We start from the raw sequence: 17,658 nt of genomic DNA on the forward strand, positions 1-17,658 counted from the left end.
CGGCAGCGGGGTCACCGGGTGCCAGTCCAGCGGGGTGGAGAGCACCATGGTGCTGGACGGCTGGCCGTACGGGGCGAGCCGGTCGATCACCGCCTCGAACTCTCCGATCGAGCCGGCGGCGACCTTGAGCATGCTGCACGCGTCCCCGGTGATCCGGTGGATTCCCAGGATCTCCGGCCACCCGGCCACCTCAGGGTCGTGCAGGATGCACCGCGAGCCGTAGCAGGACATCCGGATCAACGCCACCACCGTGCGGCCGGCCCGGGCCAGGTCGACGTGCGCGTGGTACCCGGTGATGACGCCGGACTCCTCCAGCCGCCGCACCCGTTCGGCCACCGCCGGTGGGGACAGGTGCACCCGGCGGGACAGCTCACTGAAGGAGAGCCGGGCGTCGGCCTGCAGCTCACGGAGCAGCGCCCAGTCCATGTCGTCCATGCGGCGACCTTACGTCCGATAAGCCGAATCGTCCTCATGCCTTTGGTCCGGCAGGTCAGGACGCAGGATCGCCGTTGGTCCGGCCTTCCGTCGGCGGCGGTCACCGCGAGATCATGGCGGGCACCGGCTCATGGAGGGACAGAACGTGGAGCAGACAGACCTGCGCACGCCAGCCCGGCCGGCGGTGCGCCCGGTCACCCCGCGGCAGCGCGCCGCCCGGGCGGCCCGTAACGGCGGCGAGCCGACCCTGGAGTTCACCGACCGCGTGCCGTACGACGCCTACGTGCAGGCCAGCACCCTGCACCGGTTGCAGCGGCCGTTGAGCAGCGACCCGGGTGAGATGTCCTTCCTGATGGTCAGCCAGATCATGGAGCTGTACTTCGGGCTGATCTGCCACGAGCTGCGCGAGACCCAGCGGCTGCTGCGCGCCGACCGGGTCTGGGACGCGCTCGCCCCGCTGCGCCGCGCCGCCCTGCACCTGGAAGGGCTGAACGCGGCCTGGAAGGGGCTGCGCTGGATGACCCCCGCCGACTTCAACCGGTTCCGCAACCTGCTGGGCGAGGGCTCCGGCTTCCAGTCGGCGATGTATCGGCACCTGGAGTTCCTGCTCGGGCTCCGGGACGAGGCGCTGATCCGGCCGTTCCGCCGGCAGGCGGAGGTGCACGCCGAGCTGCGGGCCGCCCTGCAGACCCCGAGCGTCTGGGACGACGTGCTCGCCCTGCTCGCCCGGCACGGGCATGACCTCCCCGCCGAGCTGCTCGACCGGGACGTCACCGTCGAGCACGAGCCGCATGCCGCGGCCGAGGCGGTCTGGGTGCGGATCTACGCCGACGCCGGGCCGGAGAACCACCTGCGGCTGCTGGGTGAGGCGCTGACCGAGGTGGCCGAGCAGTTCGGCGACTGGCGGCACCAGCACCTCAAGGCGGTGCAGCGGACCATGGGCGCCAAGGTCGGCAGCGGTGGCTCCGCGGGGTTGGCGTGGCTGCAGCGCAGCATGGCCCGGGTGGTCTTCCCCGAGCTGTGGTCGGCCCGGACCGCGATGTGACCGGAGAGCGAGACAAGCGAATGAGGATCCCCGCAGCAGAGTCGTCCGGCCCGACCGCCGGCGAAGCCCAGGCGCACCGCCTCGACGCCGCCGATCCCGGGCACCGCCACCTCTTCCACGTGCCGCCCGCCGACGGCGGCCGCTACCCGGAGGCCGCCTACCTCGCCGGCAACTCGCTCGGGTTGCAGCCCCGGGCCACCCGCACCGAACTCCTCGCCGACCTGGACGCCTGGGGCCGGCTCGGCGTCGAGGGTCACCTGGAGGCCGAGCGCCCCTGGCTGCCGTACCACGAGCTGCTGACCGCGCCGGCCGCGCGACTGGTCGGCGCGCTGCCGACGGAGACCGTGGTGATGAACTCCCTCACGGTCAACCTGCACCTGCTGATGGTCAGCTTCTACCGGCCGGCCGGCGTGCGCACCCGCATCGTCATCGAGGACAGCGCCTTCCCCTCGGACAGCTACGCCGTGCGCAGCCAGGCCCGCTTCCACGGCCTCGACCCCGACGAGACGGTCGTGCGGCTGACGCCGCGCCCGGGCGAGGAGACCCTGCGTACCTCCGACGTCTGCCAGTTCCTGGACGCCGAGGGTGACACGGTCGCGCTGGTGCTGCTCGGCGGGGTCAACTACCTCACCGGCGAGCTGATGGACATCCCGGCGATCACCGCCGCCGGCCGGGCCGCCGGCGCCGTGGTCGGCTGGGATCTGGCGCACGCCGCCGGCAACGTGCCGCTGGCGCTGCACGACTGGGACGTCGACTTCGCCGCCTGGTGCTCGTACAAGTACCTGAACTCCGGTCCCGGGGCGCTGAGTGGGGTCTTCGTGCACGAGCGGCACCTCGGCGACCCGACGCTGCCGCGGTTCGAGGGCTGGTGGAGCACCGAGGCGGGCAGCCGGTTCGAGATGGCCCCCGTCTCCCGGCCGCCGGCCACCGTCGAGGCGTGGCAGATCTCCAACCCGCCGATCTTCGCGATGGGCCCGGTGCGGACCTCGCTGGAGCTCTTCGACTCGGTCGGCATCCCCGCCCTGCGGGAACGCAGCCTCCGGCTCACCGGCTACCTGGAGCGGCTGCTGGACGAGATCACCGCGCACCGGCCGCTGACGGTGATCACCCCGCGCGACCCGCAGCGCCGCGGCTGCCAGCTCTCGGTGCGCGTCGGCGCCGGCAGCGTCGTCGCGCTCGCCAAGCGGCTGCGCCACGAGCACGGCGTGATCGCCGATGCCCGGGAGCCCGACATCCTCCGGTTCGCGCCGGTGCCGCTGTACTCGACGTACCACGAGTGCTGGCGGGCCGCAGAGGCGCTGGCGGCGACGGTCGCGGAGGTGGACCGGTGACCGGGCGCGACGAGATCGCCGTGGTGGGCGCCGGCCTCGCCGGCTGTTTGCTGGCCTGCTTCCTGGCCCGGCGCGGTTACCCGGTGGCCCTCTACGAGCGGCGGTCCGACCCGCGCACCGGGCAGGTCGAGCGGGGCCGCTCGATCAACCTGGCGCTGTCGGAGCGGGGCCTGGACGCGCTGCGCCGGATCGGCCTCGACGAGCAGGTGATGGCCGAGGCCCTGCCGATGCGCGGCCGGATGATCCACCCCCGTTCCGGCGAGCCGCAGTTCCAGTCGTACAGCGCGGCCGGCGACCGGGCGATCAACTCGATCAGCCGGGGCGCGCTGAACAACGCCCTGCTGGACGCCGCCACCGCGCTGCCCGGCGTGCGGATCGCCTTCGACCACCGGCTGGTCGGGCTCGACCCCGCCACCGGCGAGATGACCTTCGAGACCCCGCAGGGCAAGGTCGCGGCCACCGCGCCGGTCGTCCTCGGCGCCGACGGCGCCGGCTCCGCGGTGCGCGGGCAACTGCTGGCGTACGGGCTGCTGACCGAGAGCCTGGACTTCCTCGACTACGGCTACAAGGAGCTGACCATCCCGCCGCTGGGCGGGGACTTCGCGCTGGACCCGGTCGCCCTGCACATCTGGCCGCGCGGCACCTCCATGATGATCGCGCTGCCCAACCCGGACCGCTCGTTCACCTGCACGCTGTTCTGGCCGACCCACGGCACCGCCAGTTTCGCCTCGCTGGGCAGCCCGGCGGCGATCGAGCGGCACTTCGCCGAGCACTACCCCGACCTGCCGCCCCTGGCGCCGAACCTGGTCGACGACTACCAGCACAACCCGGTCGGGGTGCTCGGCACGGTGCGCTGCACCCCCTGGCAGGTCGACGGGCGGGTCGGCCTGCTCGGCGACGCGGCGCACGCCATCGTCCCGTTCTACGGCCAGGGCGCGAACTGCGCGTTCGAGGACGTGGTCGAGCTGGACCGTTGCCTCGACGAGTGCGGCGACGACTGGTCGGCCGCACTGCCGCTGTTCCAGCGGCGCCGGCAGGACAACGCCGAGGCGATCGCGCAGATGGCGCTGGCCAACTTCGTGGAGATGCGGGACAAGGTCGCCTCGCCGCTGTTCCAGCTGGGCCGCCGGGTGGAACACGCACTGGAGCGGGCGTTGCCCGGCCGGTACGTTTCCCGGTACGAGCTGGTGTCCTTCTCGACCACGCCGTACCTGGAGGTGCGCCGCCGGGTGCGCCGGCAGCACCGGATGCTCGGGGCGGTCGCCGCCGGGGCGGCGGTGCTGCTGGCCGGTGCGGTCGGGGCCGTGGTCAGCCGAGGGAGGCGCCGATGACCGTCACCTGGGATCCCCGACTGATGGCCGGCCGGGCGTCCGACGGGCCGGGCCTGCTGCGCAACTTCGTCGGCGGCGAGTTCGTCGACGGCGGGCGGCGGTTCACCAAGCGCAGCCCGGTCACCGGCGAGCCGGTGTTCGAGGTGGTCGAGGCGTCGTCGTCCACGGTGGACGACGCGGTGGCCGCCGCCCGGGCCGCGCTGCGCGGGCCGTGGGGGCGGATGGGCGAGCGGGAGCGCGCCGAGGTGCTGCGCCGGATCGCCGACGAGCTGGAGCGCCGCTTCGACGACCTGGTCACCGCCGAGGTCGCGGACACCGGCAAAGCCATCTCGCAGGCCCGGACGCTGGACATCCCGCGTGGCGCGGCGAACTTCCGCGCCTTCGCCGAGATCGTGGCCACCGCGCCCACCGAGTCGTTCACCACCGTCACCCCCACCGGCGGCCGGGCGCTGAACTACGCGGTCCGCAAGCCGGTCGGCGTGGTCGCGGTGATCGTGCCGTGGAACCTGCCGCTGCTGCTGCTCACCTGGAAGCTCGCCCCCGCGCTGGCCTGCGGCAACGCCGTGGTGGTGAAGCCGAGCGAGGAGACCCCCGCCTCGGCGACGCTGCTCGCAGAGGTGATGGCCGCGGCCGGGGTGCCGGACGGCGTGGTCAACCTGGTGCACGGTTTCGGGCCGGACTCGGCCGGGGAGTTCCTCACCCGGCACCCGGGCGTCGACGCGATCACCTTCACCGGCGAGTCCACAACCGGCGGCGCGATCATGCGCGCGGCGGCGGACGGGGTGAAAGCCGTCTCCTTCGAGCTGGGCGGGAAGAACGCCGGCCTGGTGTTCGCGGACGCCGACCTGGACGCGGCGGTGGCCGGCTCGGTCCGGTCCAGCTTCACCAACGGCGGCCAGGTCTGCCTCTGCACCGAGCGGATCTACGTGCAGCGCCCGGTCTACGAGGAGTTCACCGCGCGGCTGGCGAAGCGGGCCGGGGAGCTGCCGTACGGGTGGCCGGCCGACGCGGCCACGGTGAACATGCCGCTCATCTCGCACCAGCACCGGGCCAAGGTGCTCGGCCACTACGAGCTGGCCCGCGCCGAGGGCGCGCAGGTGCTCACCGGGGGCGGCACACCGCGCTTCGGCGACGCCCGCGACGGTGGGGCGTACGTGCAGCCGACGGTGCTCACCGGGCTCGGCCCGCACGCCCGCACCAACCGCGAGGAGATCTTCGGCCCGGTGGTGCACGTCGCCCCGTTCGACGACGAGGACGAGGCGTACGCGCTGGCCAACGGCACCGAGTACGGGCTGGCGGCGACGGTGTGGACCCGGGACGTCGGTCGGGCGCACCGGGCCGGTGCCCGACTGGACGCCGGCATCGTCTGGGTGAACACCTGGTTCCTGCGCGACCTGCGCACCCCGTTCGGCGGGGTGAAGGCGTCCGGCATCGGCCGGGAGGGCGGCGTGCACTCCCTGGACTTCTACTCCGAACTCACCAACGTCTGCGTGGACCTGTCATGAGCGGGCGGACCATGAGCACCGGGCCCGGCGGCGCCGGGCGCAGCGAGGAGCGGGCATGAGGGCCGACATCGAAGCCGCGAACCGGGAGCTGGCCGAGGCCCGCACCAGCGGGAAGCCCTGCCCGCCGCTGCGCGGCCGGCTGCTACCCGAGGGGGACGTCGAGTCCGCGTACCGGGTGCAGCAGCTCCAGGCGCGGGCCTGGCAGGGCCGGGGCGAGCGCCGGGTCGGCGCGAAGATCGGGCTGACCTCCCGGGCCGTGCAGGAGAGCTTCGGAGTGTTCCAGCCGGACTTCGGGGTGCTGACCGACGCCATGGTGGTCGGCGACGGCGTCGAGGTCGCCATCGACCGGCTGCTCCAGCCCCGGGTCGAGGCGGAGATCGCCTTCGTGCTCGGCGCGGACCTGCCCGACGCGCGGGTCACCACCGTCGACCTGCTCCGCGTGGTGGACCACGTGCTGCCGGCCATCGAGATCGTCGACTCGCGCATCGCCGGCTGGGACATCTCCATCGTGGACACCGTCGCCGACAACGCCTCCAGCGGGCTGTTCGTGCTCGGCACCACGCCGCGCCGGCTCGCCGACGTCGACCTGCGGCTGTGCGGCATGGTGCTGGAGCACGCCGGGGAGCCGGTCTCGGTCGGCGCCGGTGCTGCCTGCCTCGGCAACCCGCTGCACGCCCTGGAATGGCTGGCCGGCACGATGGCCCGCTCCGGCGACCCGCTGCGCGCCGGGGACGTGGTGCTCTCCGGGGCGCTCGGCCCGATGGTGCCGGTGATCCCCGGGGCGGCGTACGAAGCACGGATCTCCGGCCTCGGCTCGGTCCGTACCTGTTTCTCGCGGGAGGGCGGCCGATGACGGTCGGCGTGGCGGTGCTCGGGTCGGGCAACATCGGCACCGACCTGATGATCAAGGTGCTCCGACTGTCGGAGTCCCTGCGGATGGTGGCGATGGCCGGCATCGACCCCGACTCGGACGGGCTGGCCCGGGCCCGGCGCCTCGGCGTGGCCACCACCGCCAACGGGGTGGACGGCCTGGTGGCCCTGCCCGAGTTCGCCGACGTGGCGCTGGTCTTCGACGCCACCTCGGCCGGCGCGCACCGGCACAACGACGCGGTGCTGCGCGCGCACGGCCGCACCGTGGTCGACCTGACCCCGGCGGCCGTCGGCCCCTACGTGGTGCCGCCGGTCAACCTCGACGAGCACCTGCACGAGAGCAACGTCAACATGGTCACCTGCGGCGGTCAGGCGACCGTGCCGATCGTCGCGGCGGTCGGCCGGGTCACCCCGGTGGCGTACGGCGAGATCGTCGCCTCGATCGCCTCGAAGTCCGCCGGCCCGGGCACCCGGGCCAACATCGACGAGTTCACCGAGACCACCGCCCGAGCCGTGGAGGTGGTCGGCGGCGCCGAGCGGGGCAAGGCGATCATCGTGCTCAACCCGGCGGATCCGCCGCTGCTGATGCGGGACACCGTCTACTGCCTCTGCCCGGACGCCGACGCCGACCGCGCCGCCATCGCCGCGTCGGTGGCCGACATGGTGGCGACGGTGCGGGAGTACGTCCCGGGCTACCGGCTCAAGCAGGACGTGCAGTTCGACCGGGTCGACACGTACGTCCCGTCGCTCCGGCGGCAGCTGGTCGGGTTGCAGGTCTCGGTCTTCCTGGAGGTCTCCGGCGCCGGGCACTACCTGCCCGCGTACGCCGGGAACCTGGACATCATGACGTCGGCCGCGGTGCGCACCGCGGAACGGCTGGTCGCGCTGGGAGCGGCGACGGAGGTGGCGGCCCGATGACCGACCTCTACATCCAGGACGTGACGCTGCGCGACGGCATGCACGCCGTCGCGCACCGCTACACCGTGGAGCAGGTGCGCACCATCGCCGCCGCGCTGGACGCCGCCGGGGTGGCCGCGATCGAGGTGGCGCACGGCGACGGCCTCGCCGGCTCCAGCGTCAACTACGGCCACGGCGCGGCCAGCGACGCCGAGTGGATCTCGGCGGCGGCCGAGGTGCTGACGACCGCGAAGCTGACCACCCTGCTGCTGCCCGGGATCGGCACCATCGCCGACCTGAGGGCGGCCCGGGCACTCGGGGTGACCAGCGTGCGCATCGCCACCCACTGCACCGAGGCGGACATCTCCGCCCAGCACATCTCCTGGGCCCGCGAGAACGGCATGGACGTCGCCGGCTTCCTGATGATGTCGCACATGAACGACCCGGCCGGGCTCGCCGCCCAGGCCAAGCTGATGGAGTCGTACGGCGCGCACTGCGTCTACGTCACCGACTCCGGCGGCCGGCTGCTCATGTCGGACGTGGCCGAGCGGGTCGACGCGTACCGGCAGGTGCTGGAGCCGGAGACGCAGATCGGCATCCACGCCCACCACAACCTGTCGCTCGGGGTGGCCAACAGCGTGGTGGCCGTCGAGCACGGCCGGATCCTCGGTGACGGGCCGCCGGGGTCGCCGCACGGCCGGACCGTCCGGGTGGACGCGTCGCTGGCCGGGCAGGGCGCCGGCGCCGGCAACGCGCCGCTGGAGGTCTTCGTGGCGGTCGCCGAGCTGCACGGCTGGAAGCACGGCTGCGACGTGTTCGCGCTGATGGACGCGGCCGACGACCTGGTCCGGCCGTTGCAGGACCGCCCGGTCCAGGTCGACCGGGAAACCCTCTCGCTCGGCTACGCCGGGGTCTACTCCAGCTTCCTGCGGCACGCCGAGCGCGCCTCGGCGAAATACGGGGTGGACGTCCGCTCGATCCTGGTCGAGCTGGGCCGGCGCCGGATGGTCGGCGGCCAGGAGGACATGATCGTCGACGTGGCGCTGGACCTCGCCGGCCGCTGTGAGGGGGAGGCAGTGTGAGCGCGAGGAGTGAGCCGGGTTTGCGAGCCCCGCAGTCGCGATCGGAGGAGGCGGTGTGAGCGCGAGGAGTGAGCCGGGTTTGCGAGCCCCGCAGTCGCGATCGGAGGAGGCGGTGTGAGCGCGAGGAGTGAGCCGGGTTTGCGAGCCCCGCAGTCGCGATCGGAGGAGGCACCGTGATCGGCCCGGACACCGCGGGCATCGCCGAGCGGCTGGGCGTGGCGGCCGACACCGCCACCGCGGTTCCCCAGCTCGCCGCCGAGACCGGCCTGGACGTCGATGCCGCGTACGCGGTGCAGACCGCGCTGCTGCAGCGCCGGCTGGACCGTGGCGAGCGGCTGGTCGGGCTGAAGATGGGGCTGACCAGCAGGGCCAAGATGGCCCAGGTCGGCGTGGACGAGGTGATCTGGGGCCGGCTCACCGACGTGATGCGGGTCCCGGACGGCGGCACCGTCGACCCGGCCGCCTTCATCCACCCGCGGGTCGAGCCGGAGGTGGCGTTCCTGCTGGACCGGCTCCCCGACCCGGGCGAGCCGGTCGGCCGCTTCGCCGACGCGGTGCGCGCCGTCGCGCCGGCCATCGAGCTGATCGATTCCCGGTACGCCAACTTCACCTTCTCGCTGCCGGACGTGATCGCCGACAACACCTCCGCCGCCGCGTTTGTAGTCGGCCCCTGGTCGCCGGTGCCGGACGGGCTGGACAACCTCGGTGTGCTGCTGGAGGTCGACGGGCGGGTGGCGCAGGTCGGCTCCACCGCGGCGATCCTCGGCGACCCGCGCCGGGCGCTCGACGAGGGCATCCGGCTCGCCGGTCGCCACGGGGTGCGGCTCCGCGGGGGGTGGGTCTTCCTGGCCGGCGCCGCCACAGCCGCCGTGCCCCTCCGTCCGGGTGCGCATGTCCGTGCCGTCGTGGAGAAGCTCGGTACGGCTTCGCTGCGGGCTGCGTCATGATCGCGCGGGGTGGTGGTCGGTCGTGAGTGGTGAGGCCCGCGTGGTGGCGGGCAAGGCCGTGCCGCGGGGGGCGTTTCCGCACGTGAAGGTGGCGGGAGGGTTCGTCTTCGTCTCGGGGACGTCGTCGCGGCGACCGGACAACACGTTCGCGGGCGTCGAGGTGGACGAGTTCGGGACGACCAGCCTGGACATCCGGGTGCAGACTCGGACGGTCATCGAGAACATCCGTGACCTGCTGCGCTCGGTCGGCGCCGACCTCTCCGACCTGGTGCAGGTCACCAGTTACCTGGTCAGCATGAACGACTTCGGTGGGTACAACGAGGTGTGGGCGGAGTTCTTCGACGCGACCGGCCCCACCCGGACGACGGTGGCGGTGCACCAGTTGCCCCATCCACATCTGTTGCTCGAGATTCAAGCTGTCGCCCTGCTGCCACAAGGAGGCCAGTCGTGAGTGAGATCGCCGAGCCGTTCAGCTTTCCCGGGTGGATCGCGGAGAACCAGCACCTGCTGAAGCCGCCGGTGGGCAACCGGGAGATGTTCCCGGGCTCCGACGACTTCATTGTCATGGTGGTCGGCGGGCCGAACCAGCGCACCGATTTCCACGTCGACCCGTACGAGGAGTTCTTCTACCAGGTCAAGGGCAACATGCACATCAACCTGATGACTCCGGAGGGGCCGCGTACGGTGCACGTGCGCGAGGGTCAGATGTGGATGCTGCCGCGCAACACCCCGCACTCCCCGCAGCGGCCCGAGGCCGGCTCGATCGGTGTGGTCGTCGAGCGGGTCCGCGAGGAGGGAACCCTGGAGACGTTCCAGTGGTACTGCCCCGAGTGCGGGCACAAGGTGCACGAGGTGGAGTTGCAGGTCCGCGACATCGCCGCCGACCTGCCCCCGGTCTTCCAGGCGTTCTACGCCGACGAGGCCGCGCGTACCTGCGCCAACTGCGGCGCGCTGCACCCGGGCAAGGGCTGATGCGCGGACCGGTCGTCGACGTGCACACGCACGTCGTACCGAAGGGGTGGCCGGACCTCGGTGCGGCGTGCGGCGGGTCCGGCTGGCCCTGGCTGCGGGTCGACTCCGAGCGGGCGGCCATGATCATGGTGGGGGAGACGGAGTTCCGGCCGGTCGGCGCCGAGTGCTGGGACGCCGCCACCCGGCTCGGCGACATGGCCGCCGACGGCGTCGACGTGCAGGTGGTCTCGCCCACCCCGGTCTTCTTCGGCTACGACCGCCCGGCGGACCAGGCGGTGAGGCTGGCCCGGATCTTCAACGACCTCACCCTGGAGGTCACCGCGGCCGGCGGCGACCGGCTGGTCCCGTTCTGCCAGGTGCCGTTGCAGGACCCGGACGCCGCCTGCGCCGAGCTGGACCGCTGCCTCGCGGCCGGCCACGTCGGCGTCGAGATCGGCAACCACGTCGGTGACCGGGACCTCGACGACGCCGGGATCGTGGCGTTCCTGACCCACTGCGCCCAGGTCGGCGCGCCGGTCTTCGTGCACCCGTGGGACATGCCGGGCGGGCCCCGGCTGGACCGGTGGATGGCCCGCTGGCTCACCGGGATGCCGGCCGAGACGCACCTGTCGGTGCTGGCGCTGATCCTCGGCGGGGTCTTCGACAGGGTGCCCGACACGCTGCGGATCTGTTTCGCCCACGGCGGTGGCAGCTTCCCGTTCTGGCTGGGACGGGCCGACAACGCCTGGCACCGCCGGGGCGACCTGGTCCGCGGCGCCTCCACCGCCCCGCCCAGCTCCTACCTGGACCGGTTCTGCGTCGACTCGGTGGTCTTCGCCCCGGCGGCGCTGCGCCTGCTGGTCGACACGATGGGGGAGGACCGGGTGCTGGTCGGCAGCGACTACCCGTACCCGCTGGGCGAGCGCCCGGTCGGTGCGGTGGTCCACGCGGCCGACTTCCTCACCGAGGAGCAGCGCGACAAGCTTTTCTCCACCAACGCCCTGCGCTTCCTGCGCGGCTGACCGGCTCGGCTGCGTCGCCGGCCCCGCCGATCCGCCGCACCGGGCCGGCGCGTGACGAGTGCAACCGGTCGGCCACCCGGGCAGGATGAGGGACATGGCCGAGCCGCACGACCTGACCGCGCTGGAGCAGGCCGCCGCGATCGCCCGCGGCGAGCTGTCCAGCGTGGAACTGGTCGACCACCACCTGGCGCGGGTCGACGCGCTCGGCGACACGGTCGGCGCGTTCGTTACGGTCACCCCCGAGCGCGCCCGCGCGGCGGCCCGCGCTGCCGACGCGGTCCCCGCCGAGCGGCGTGGACCGCTGCACGGCGTGCCGACCGCCATCAAGGACCTGACCCTCACCGCCGGGGTACGCACCACCTTCGGCTCGGCCGCCTTCGTCGACTTCGTACCCCCGGTCGACGCCGACGTGGTCCGGTTCATCCGCGCCGCCGGGCTGGTGAGCCTCGGCAAGACCACCACCTCCGAGCTGGGCTGCTCGCTCTACTCCGAGGGTCTGGTCGCGCCGCCCGCCCGCAACCCCTGGGACATCGCGTACACGGCGGGGGGCTCCAGCGGCGGCGCGGCGGCCGCCGTGGCGGCCGGGCTGGTGCCGGTCGCCCAGGGCTCCGACGGCGGCGGTTCGCTGCGCATCCCGGCGTCGCTGTGCGGCCTGGTCGGTTACAAGCCCAGCCGGGGCCTGGTCTCCGGCGGGCCGGTCGGCTTCGGCGCGTACGGCCTGCCGACCAACGGCCCGATCGGGCGCACGGTGGCCGACGTGGCGGCGCTGCTCGAGGTGATGGCGCAGCCGGTGCCCGGCGAGCCCTACCTGCCACCGGTCCCGCCCGCCGGCGGCTACCTTGCCGCGGCCCGGGCCGCCGCGCCGGGCCGGCTGCGGGTCGGGCGGTTCACCGCCCCGATGCTCGCCGACGAGCCGGTGCACCCCGACTGCCTCGCCGCCGTTGACCGGGCCGCCGCGCTGCTCACCGCCGCCGGCCACGAGGTGGTCGAGGTGCCGCCGCCACTCGGGCCGGCGGCGTGGCCGCTGTTCGAGATCGTCTGGTACGTGTTGGCGCTCGCCCCGGTGCCGCCGGAGCGGGAGAGCGAGCTGCTGCCGCTCACCCGGTTCCTGCGGGCCCGCGGCGCGGAGATATCCGCGGCCACCCTCACCGCCACGCTCGGCGAGTTGCAAGCGCAGGTACGCCTCGGTGTGCGCCGCACCGCCGGCTGTGACCTGCTGCTCTGCCCCACCCTCGCCGCGCCGCAGGCGCCGGTGGGCTGGTTCACCGAGGGCCGTACCCCGGCCGACGATTTCGACCGGCAACGTCGGTTCTCGCCGTACTGCGCGATATTCAACGTCACCGGCGATCCGTCCGTGTCGCTGCCGGTCGGCGTCACCGCCGCGGGGCTGCCGGTCGGGGTCCTGCTCACCGGCCGGTACGGCGACGACGCGAGGTTGCTCGCCACCGCTGCGCAACTGGAGCATTCCAGTGGCGGATGGGATGGCCACCCCGCAATCTGGCGGGCCCTCGGCTCCGCTAACGTGAATGGCAGCGGAGTCGGGCGGTCGGCGCCATGATCGTCCACCCGATCCAATCAATCCGAAACTCTTCTTCCGCCTGGGGGCGTTGGGATTGTCTGTTACCGAGACGTTGCTGGTCTTCGTCGGCATCCCGGCGGCCGCGGTGCTGGTGATCGCCGGTCTGGCGTACGCCGGCAGCCGCGGCGGCGGTGGCGGCGCCAAGCGCTACCGGCCGGGTCGGCCCTTCGACTTCACTCCGGTCTGGTTCCTGGGCCGTCCGGAGCAGCTGGCCGACTCGGCCGGCGCCGTGCTGGCGGCGGGCGCGCAGGCGCCGGCGCTGACCAGCCGTAAGCAGGAGCAGGCCGGCGTCGAGGCGCCGGCCGGTGGAACCGGAGGCGCAAGTGACCGTTGGTGAGAAGCAGGCCGGGACGGACACCCCGCCCGAGGTGCTGGACGGGCCGTTCACGACCCGCCAGCTGCTGCGCATCGACGAGGCGCTGCGCCTGGCCGACCGGGGCACCGGCCTGGTCTTCTCGGTCTTCGTCGGCGGCCTCGACGAGCCCGTCCGGGAGCACGCCGAGCGGCTGCACCGCCAGCTCGCCGAGCCCGACAGGTCGGTGCTGATCGCGGTGTCGCCCAACCAGCGGCAGCTGGAGATCGTCACCGGCCGGTACGCCCGCAAGCGGATCCCCGACACGTACGCCAAGCTCGCCGCGCTCTCCATGGTGGCGGCCTTCGGTGGCGGCGACCTGGCCGGCGGCATCATCAACGGCCTCGACCAGCTGGCCAGCCACGCCGGCAAGGGCTGAGCCCCCCGAACGCAGACGAAGCCCGGTCCACCAGCGGTGGACCGGGCTTCGTCATGCCTGCCCGGAACCCGGGCGCCTGCCCGGAACCCGGGCGCCTGCCCGGAACCCGGGCGCCTGCCCGGAACCCGGGCGCCTGCCCGGAACCCGGGCGCCTGCCCGGAACCCGGGCGCCTGCCCGGAACCCGGGCGCCTGCCCGGAACCCGGGCGCCTGCCCGGAACCCGGGCGCCTGCCCGGAACCCGGGCGCCTGCCCGGAACCCGGGCGTCGCGGCGCCACCTGGCCCCTCAGGGCCCGCTGCCACCAGGGTCTCTGCTCGTGCTCAGCGCGTGCGTGACCACGACGGCCCGGGGTGCGCGCAGACCCGCGTCCGCGCCCGCCCCGGGCCGGGTACCGCCGCCTCAGGCGCTCTGCGTGTCCTTCGCGCGGGCCCTGAGGGCGCGGACCACGCCGTCGCGGCCCTCGGCGACCAGCCGGCGCAGCGGTGCCGGGTGGCCCTCCTGCGCCAGCCAGGCGTCGGTCGCGGCGACCGTCTCGTCGTCCACCAGGTACGCCGGGTATGCCAGCTGCGCGAACTCCTGCGCCGGCTCGCTGTCCCGGCTGGCCCAGACCTGCGCCACCGTGGCGAAGTACTTCTCCCGGTAGGGCACGACCAGCTCGATCTGCGCCGGGTGGGTGAGGCCCTGTAGCAAAGCCCGGTTGCGCCAGTTCGGCAGCGCCTCCGGGCCGGTCAGCTCGGCCCAGACGGCGGCCTTGTTCTCCGTGGTCGGCACCAGCGCGTGCGCGTACGCGGCCTCCCGCTCGCCGCTGGCCGTCCGGTCCCCGGCCAGTTCGGCCTCGATCTCGGCGGCGCCGGCCGCCCCGTTGGCCACCAGCGCGTCGAGCACCGTCCAGCGCAGCTCGGTGTCGATGGCCAGCCCGGCCGGTACGCCGGTGCCGTCCAGCCACCCGCGCAGCGTGGCCAGGTCCTCGTCGGAGCGGGCCGCCGAGGCGTACGCGCGGGCCCAGGCGAGCTGGAAGCCGCTGCCGGGCTCCGCGGCGGCCAGCGCCGTCCGGGCGGTGCGGGCCAGCTCGGCCCAGCCGGCCGGCGCCCAGACCGGGTCGGCGTAGAAGGTGAGCGTCGTGGTGGCCTGGCGCAGGGTGGCGGTGACCAGGTTGATGTCGGTCTCGGCGGGCAGGCCGGCCAGCACCAGCGCCACGTAGTCGCGGGCGGCGAGCTCGGCGTCGCGGGTCATGTCCCAGGCGGCGGTCCAGCACAGCGCGCGGGCCAGCGACGACTCGAAACCGGCGATGTGCTGGACCACGGCGGCCATCGACCGCACGTCCAGCCGCAGCTTCGTGTAGGTGAGGTCGTCGTCGTTGAGCAGCAGCACGTCGGCCGCCCGGACGCCGGCCAGGTCGGTCAGTTCGGTCAGCTCGCCGGTCACGTCGACCTCGATCCGTTCCCGGCGGACCAGCCGGCCGTTGGCGAGGTCGTAGAGGCCCACCCCGATCCGGTGGGTGCGCAGGGTCGGGTGTCCGGCCGGCGCCTCCTGCCGGACGACCACCCGCTGGTAGTTGCCGTCCGCGCCGATCGTCACCTCCGGCCGCAGGGTGTTGACCTGCGCGGTCTCCAGCCACTGGGCGGCGAACTTGCGCAGCTCCCGCCCGGAGGCCGTCTCCAGCTCGGAGAGCAGGTCGTCGAAGGTGGCGTTGCCCCAGGCGTGCTTGCCGAAGTACGCCCGCAGGCCGGCCAGGAACGGCTCCTCGCCCACGTACGCGACGAGCTGCTTGAGCACGCTGGCGCCCTTGGCGTAGGTGATGCCGTCGAAGTTGACCTCCACCGCCTCCAGGTCGGGCATCTCGCAGTAGACCGGGTGGGTGGAGGAGAGCTGATCCTGCCGGTAGCCCCAGTTCTTCCGGATGGACAGGAAGGTGGTCCACGCCTCCCGGAACCGGGTGGCGTGGGTGTTGCACCAGTGGCTGGCCCACTCGGCGAACGACTCGTTCAGCCACAGGTCGTTCCACCAGCGCATGGTGACCAGGTCGCCGAACCACATGTGCGCCAGCTCGTGCAGGATCGTGTTGGCCCGCTGCTCGTACTCGAAGTCGGTGACCTGGGAGCGGAAGATGTAGTGCGACTCGGCGTGCGTGACGCAGCCGAAGTTCTCCATCGCGCCGGCGTTGAAGTCGGGCACCCAGAGCTGGTCGTACTTGGGCAGCGGGTAGCGCACGCCGAACTGCTCGTGGAAGAAGTCGAAACCCTGCTTGGTGATCAGGAACAGGTCGTCGGAGTCGAGGTACTGCGCCATCGAGGCCCGGCAGAACACGCCCAGGTCGATGCCGTCGTGGCTCTCGCGCACCTCGTGGTAGGGGCCGGCGCAGAGCGCGGTGATGTAGGTGCTCATCCGGACCGACTGCGCGAAGTGGACGGTCTTCAGGCCCTCACCCGCCGCCTCCTCACGCTCGACCGGGGTGTTGGACACGACCTTCCAGTGGTCGGGGACGGTGGCCCGCCAGGTGTAGACGCTCTTCAGGTCGGGCTGGTCGAAGCAGGCGAAGACCCGCTGCGCGTCGGCCGTCTCGAACTGGCTGTAGAGGTAGGTCTCGCCGTCCACCGGGTCGACCGTCCGGTGCAGGCCCTGCCCGCTGTTCGAGTACGCGAAGTCGGCGTCGACCACCAGCGTGTTCTCACTGTCCAGCCCGGACAGCGTGAGGCCCCGCTCCGCCGACCAGCCGGACAGGTCCAGCGGGGCGCCGTTCAGCGTCGCCGAGCGCACCGAGTCGGCGGCGACCTCGATGAAGGTGCCGGCACCCGGTTCCGCGCACCGGAACCGGACCTCGGTGGTGGACCGGAAGGTGCGACCGGTGGCCGCCTGGACGGCGCTGGACAGGTCCAGGCTGATGTCGTACCCCGTCACGTCGAGCAGTCGGGCCCGCTCGGTCGCCTCGACCTGGGTCAGGTTGCGCACTCCCGGCACTGTTCGTCTCCATCCCACTCTCGCCGTACGCCCCGGCGGCGCCGTCCCGCCGGCCGCTCGTGGCGGCCGGCCGGATCCGAGTCTTCCATGCACCGCCGCCGTTCGGTGGGCGAGGTCACGCTCTGATTCCCCTGCCGGGCCGCGACCGCAGGGGTGAGGATCGGGATGAGACGCCGGAGAGCCGGTGTCACCCGTCGTGAAGGGACCTCACCGTGAACGAGCGTGTCGCCGTCGACATGTGGTTCGACCCCATCTGCCCGTGGGCGTGGATCACCTCCCGTTGGCTGCTGGAGGTCGAGCAGGTCCGGGAAGTGGACGTCCGCTTCCACGTGATGAGCCTGTCGGTGCTCAACGAGGGCCGGGAGCTGCCCGAGCAGTACCAGGAGCTGATGCGGACCGGGTGGGGGCCGGTGCGGGTCTGCATCGCGGTGGAGCAGCGCTACGGTTCCGACGCCGTCCGGCGGCTCTACACCGCGCTGGGCACCCGGATCCACCGCGGTCAGGAGAAGCTGGGTCCGGACCTGTTCGCCGCCGCGCTGGGCGAGGCGGGCCTCGACCCGGCGCTGGCCGAGGCCGCCGAGAGCGCCGGCTACGACGAGGCGCTGCGGGCCAGCCACGAGGCGGGCATGCGCCCGGTCGGCACCGACGTCGGCACCCCGGTCATCCACGCACCGGGCCCGGACGGCGCGATGGTCGCCTTCTTCGGCCCGGTCATCACCCCGGCGCCGAAGGGCGAGGCCGCCGGGCGTCTCTGGGACGGGGTCCTGCTGGTCGCCGGCACCCCCGGCTTCTACGAGCTGAAGCGCTCCCGCGACCTCGGCCCGATCTTCGACTGACCCGGCCACCACCCACCACCTCGCCGCGTCTCACGTCGGCAGAGTTGATCAAGAGATTTGCGCCGGATGCGGCCGGATCCGGCGCAAACCTCTTGATCAACGGACGATGGGCCGGGCGGAGAGGGCGGGCCGGCGGGG

General features: G+C 73.3%; 17 protein-coding genes. 15 read left to right on the forward strand and 2 right to left on the reverse strand.

From position 1 onward, the window contains the following. On the reverse strand, nt 1–435 hold a 435-nt coding region (locus tag C1I99_RS17680; protein WP_111135338.1), incomplete at its 3' end, for an Lrp/AsnC family transcriptional regulator. Nucleotides 436–565: 130 nt separating this feature from the next. On the opposite strand from C1I99_RS17680, the gene C1I99_RS17685 reads away from it, so the two are divergent. From C1I99_RS17685 to C1I99_RS17750, 14 genes are all read left to right on the forward strand, one after another. After that, nucleotides 566–1,480 carry a tryptophan 2,3-dioxygenase gene (locus C1I99_RS17685; RefSeq protein ID WP_438941423.1) on the forward strand — a complete coding sequence of 305 codons (915 nt, stop codon included), beginning with the start codon at nt 566–568 and terminating at the stop codon, nt 1,478–1,480. A gap of 20 nt (nt 1,481–1,500) precedes the next feature. Then, on the forward strand, nt 1,501–2,811 hold the full coding sequence (kynU, locus tag C1I99_RS17690; RefSeq protein WP_111135324.1) for a kynureninase: 1,311 nt from the start codon (nt 1,501–1,503) through the stop codon (nt 2,809–2,811). Continuing rightward, the gene (locus C1I99_RS17695) at nt 2,808–4,142 is read left to right on the forward strand and encodes an FAD-dependent oxidoreductase (protein ID WP_111135325.1); all 1,335 of its coding nucleotides are present in this window, start codon (nt 2,808–2,810) and stop codon (nt 4,140–4,142) included. The genes kynU and C1I99_RS17695 overlap by 4 nt, the downstream gene beginning before the upstream one ends. Nucleotides 4,143–4,165: 23 nt before the next feature. Continuing rightward, nucleotides 4,166–5,647, forward strand: coding sequence for a 2-hydroxymuconic semialdehyde dehydrogenase (locus C1I99_RS17700; protein WP_111135340.1), 1,482 nt, complete (start codon nt 4,166–4,168; stop codon nt 5,645–5,647). A gap of 55 nt (nt 5,648–5,702) precedes the next feature. After that, on the forward strand, nt 5,703–6,500 hold the full coding sequence (locus C1I99_RS17705) for a 2-keto-4-pentenoate hydratase (protein WP_111135326.1): 798 nt from the start codon (nt 5,703–5,705) through the stop codon (nt 6,498–6,500). After that, entirely contained in the window at nt 6,497–7,435 is a 939-nt protein-coding gene (locus tag C1I99_RS17710; RefSeq protein ID WP_111135327.1) for an acetaldehyde dehydrogenase (acetylating), read from the forward strand. Before C1I99_RS17705 ends, C1I99_RS17710 begins: the two co-directional genes overlap by 4 nt. Then, nucleotides 7,432–8,496: a 4-hydroxy-2-oxovalerate aldolase gene (dmpG, locus tag C1I99_RS17715; RefSeq protein ID WP_111135328.1), complete on the forward strand. Its 1,065-nt coding sequence runs from the start codon at nt 7,432–7,434 to the stop codon at nt 8,494–8,496. The genes C1I99_RS17710 and dmpG overlap by 4 nt, the downstream gene beginning before the upstream one ends. Nucleotides 8,497–8,669: 173 nt before the next feature. Beyond that, a complete protein-coding gene (locus C1I99_RS17720) occupies nt 8,670–9,443 on the forward strand; it encodes a 2-keto-4-pentenoate hydratase (protein ID WP_111135329.1) in 774 nt (257 codons plus the stop codon). A gap of 22 nt (nt 9,444–9,465) precedes the next feature. Continuing rightward, nucleotides 9,466–9,894: a RidA family protein gene (locus C1I99_RS17725; RefSeq protein WP_111135330.1), complete on the forward strand. Its 429-nt coding sequence runs from the start codon at nt 9,466–9,468 to the stop codon at nt 9,892–9,894. Beyond that, complete coding sequence (locus tag C1I99_RS17730; protein WP_111135331.1) at nt 9,891–10,415, forward strand: 3-hydroxyanthranilate 3,4-dioxygenase; 525 nt, start codon at nt 9,891–9,893, stop codon at nt 10,413–10,415. Before C1I99_RS17725 ends, C1I99_RS17730 begins: the two co-directional genes overlap by 4 nt. Further along, on the forward strand, nt 10,415–11,416 hold the full coding sequence (locus C1I99_RS17735; RefSeq protein WP_111135332.1) for an amidohydrolase family protein: 1,002 nt from the start codon (nt 10,415–10,417) through the stop codon (nt 11,414–11,416). The genes C1I99_RS17730 and C1I99_RS17735 overlap by 1 nt, the downstream gene beginning before the upstream one ends. A 94-nt stretch (nt 11,417–11,510) precedes the next feature. Further along, nucleotides 11,511–12,974 (forward strand): amidase, encoded by a 1,464-nt coding sequence (locus tag C1I99_RS17740; RefSeq protein ID WP_111135333.1) that lies wholly within the window; start codon nt 11,511–11,513, stop codon nt 12,972–12,974. A gap of 49 nt (nt 12,975–13,023) precedes the next feature. After that, nucleotides 13,024–13,332, forward strand: coding sequence for an aa3-type cytochrome oxidase subunit CtaJ (gene ctaJ / locus C1I99_RS17745; RefSeq protein ID WP_438941424.1), 309 nt, complete (start codon nt 13,024–13,026; stop codon nt 13,330–13,332). Continuing rightward, nucleotides 13,319–13,726: a DUF5130 family protein gene (locus C1I99_RS17750; RefSeq protein WP_111135335.1), complete on the forward strand. Its 408-nt coding sequence runs from the start codon at nt 13,319–13,321 to the stop codon at nt 13,724–13,726. The genes ctaJ and C1I99_RS17750 overlap by 14 nt, the downstream gene beginning before the upstream one ends. 399 nt (nt 13,727–14,125) lie before the next feature. Here the strand turns inward: C1I99_RS17750 and pepN are convergent, their stop codons facing one another. Beyond that, nucleotides 14,126–16,675, reverse strand: a complete 2,550-nt coding sequence (gene pepN, locus C1I99_RS17755; RefSeq protein ID WP_111135336.1) for an aminopeptidase N — start codon at nt 16,673–16,675, stop codon at nt 14,126–14,128. A 221-nt stretch (nt 16,676–16,896) separates the two neighbouring features. Here pepN and C1I99_RS17760 point away from each other — a divergent pair, with 221 nt between their 5' ends. Continuing rightward, nucleotides 16,897–17,520 carry a mycothiol-dependent nitroreductase Rv2466c family protein gene (locus tag C1I99_RS17760; RefSeq protein WP_111135337.1) on the forward strand — a complete coding sequence of 208 codons (624 nt, stop codon included), beginning with the start codon at nt 16,897–16,899 and terminating at the stop codon, nt 17,518–17,520. The last annotated feature ends 138 nt before the right edge of the window (nt 17,521–17,658 follow it).

Source organism: Micromonospora deserti, assembly GCF_003236335.1.
GTDB classification, from domain to species: domain Bacteria; phylum Actinomycetota; class Actinomycetes; order Mycobacteriales; family Micromonosporaceae; genus Micromonospora; species Micromonospora deserti.

Bases quoted from the DNA above. Each gene is read 5' to 3' on its own strand.
- C1I99_RS17710 (WP_111135327.1), top strand. From the start codon at position 6,497: ATGACGGTCGGCGTGGCGGTGCTCGGGTCGGGCAACATCGGCACCGAC.
- C1I99_RS17735 (WP_111135332.1), top strand. From the start codon at position 10,415: ATGCGCGGACCGGTCGTCGACGTGCACACGCACGTCGTACCGAAGGGG.
- kynU (WP_111135324.1), top strand. From the start codon at position 1,501: ATGAGGATCCCCGCAGCAGAGTCGTCCGGCCCGACCGCCGGCGAAGCC.
- C1I99_RS17705 (WP_111135326.1), top strand. From the start codon at position 5,703: ATGAGGGCCGACATCGAAGCCGCGAACCGGGAGCTGGCCGAGGCCCGC.
- C1I99_RS17740 (WP_111135333.1), top strand. From the start codon at position 11,511: ATGGCCGAGCCGCACGACCTGACCGCGCTGGAGCAGGCCGCCGCGATC.
- dmpG (WP_111135328.1), top strand. From the start codon at position 7,432: ATGACCGACCTCTACATCCAGGACGTGACGCTGCGCGACGGCATGCAC.
- C1I99_RS17700 (WP_111135340.1), top strand. From the start codon at position 4,166: ATGGCCGGCCGGGCGTCCGACGGGCCGGGCCTGCTGCGCAACTTCGTC.
- C1I99_RS17685 (WP_438941423.1), top strand. From the start codon at position 566: ATGGAGGGACAGAACGTGGAGCAGACAGACCTGCGCACGCCAGCCCGG.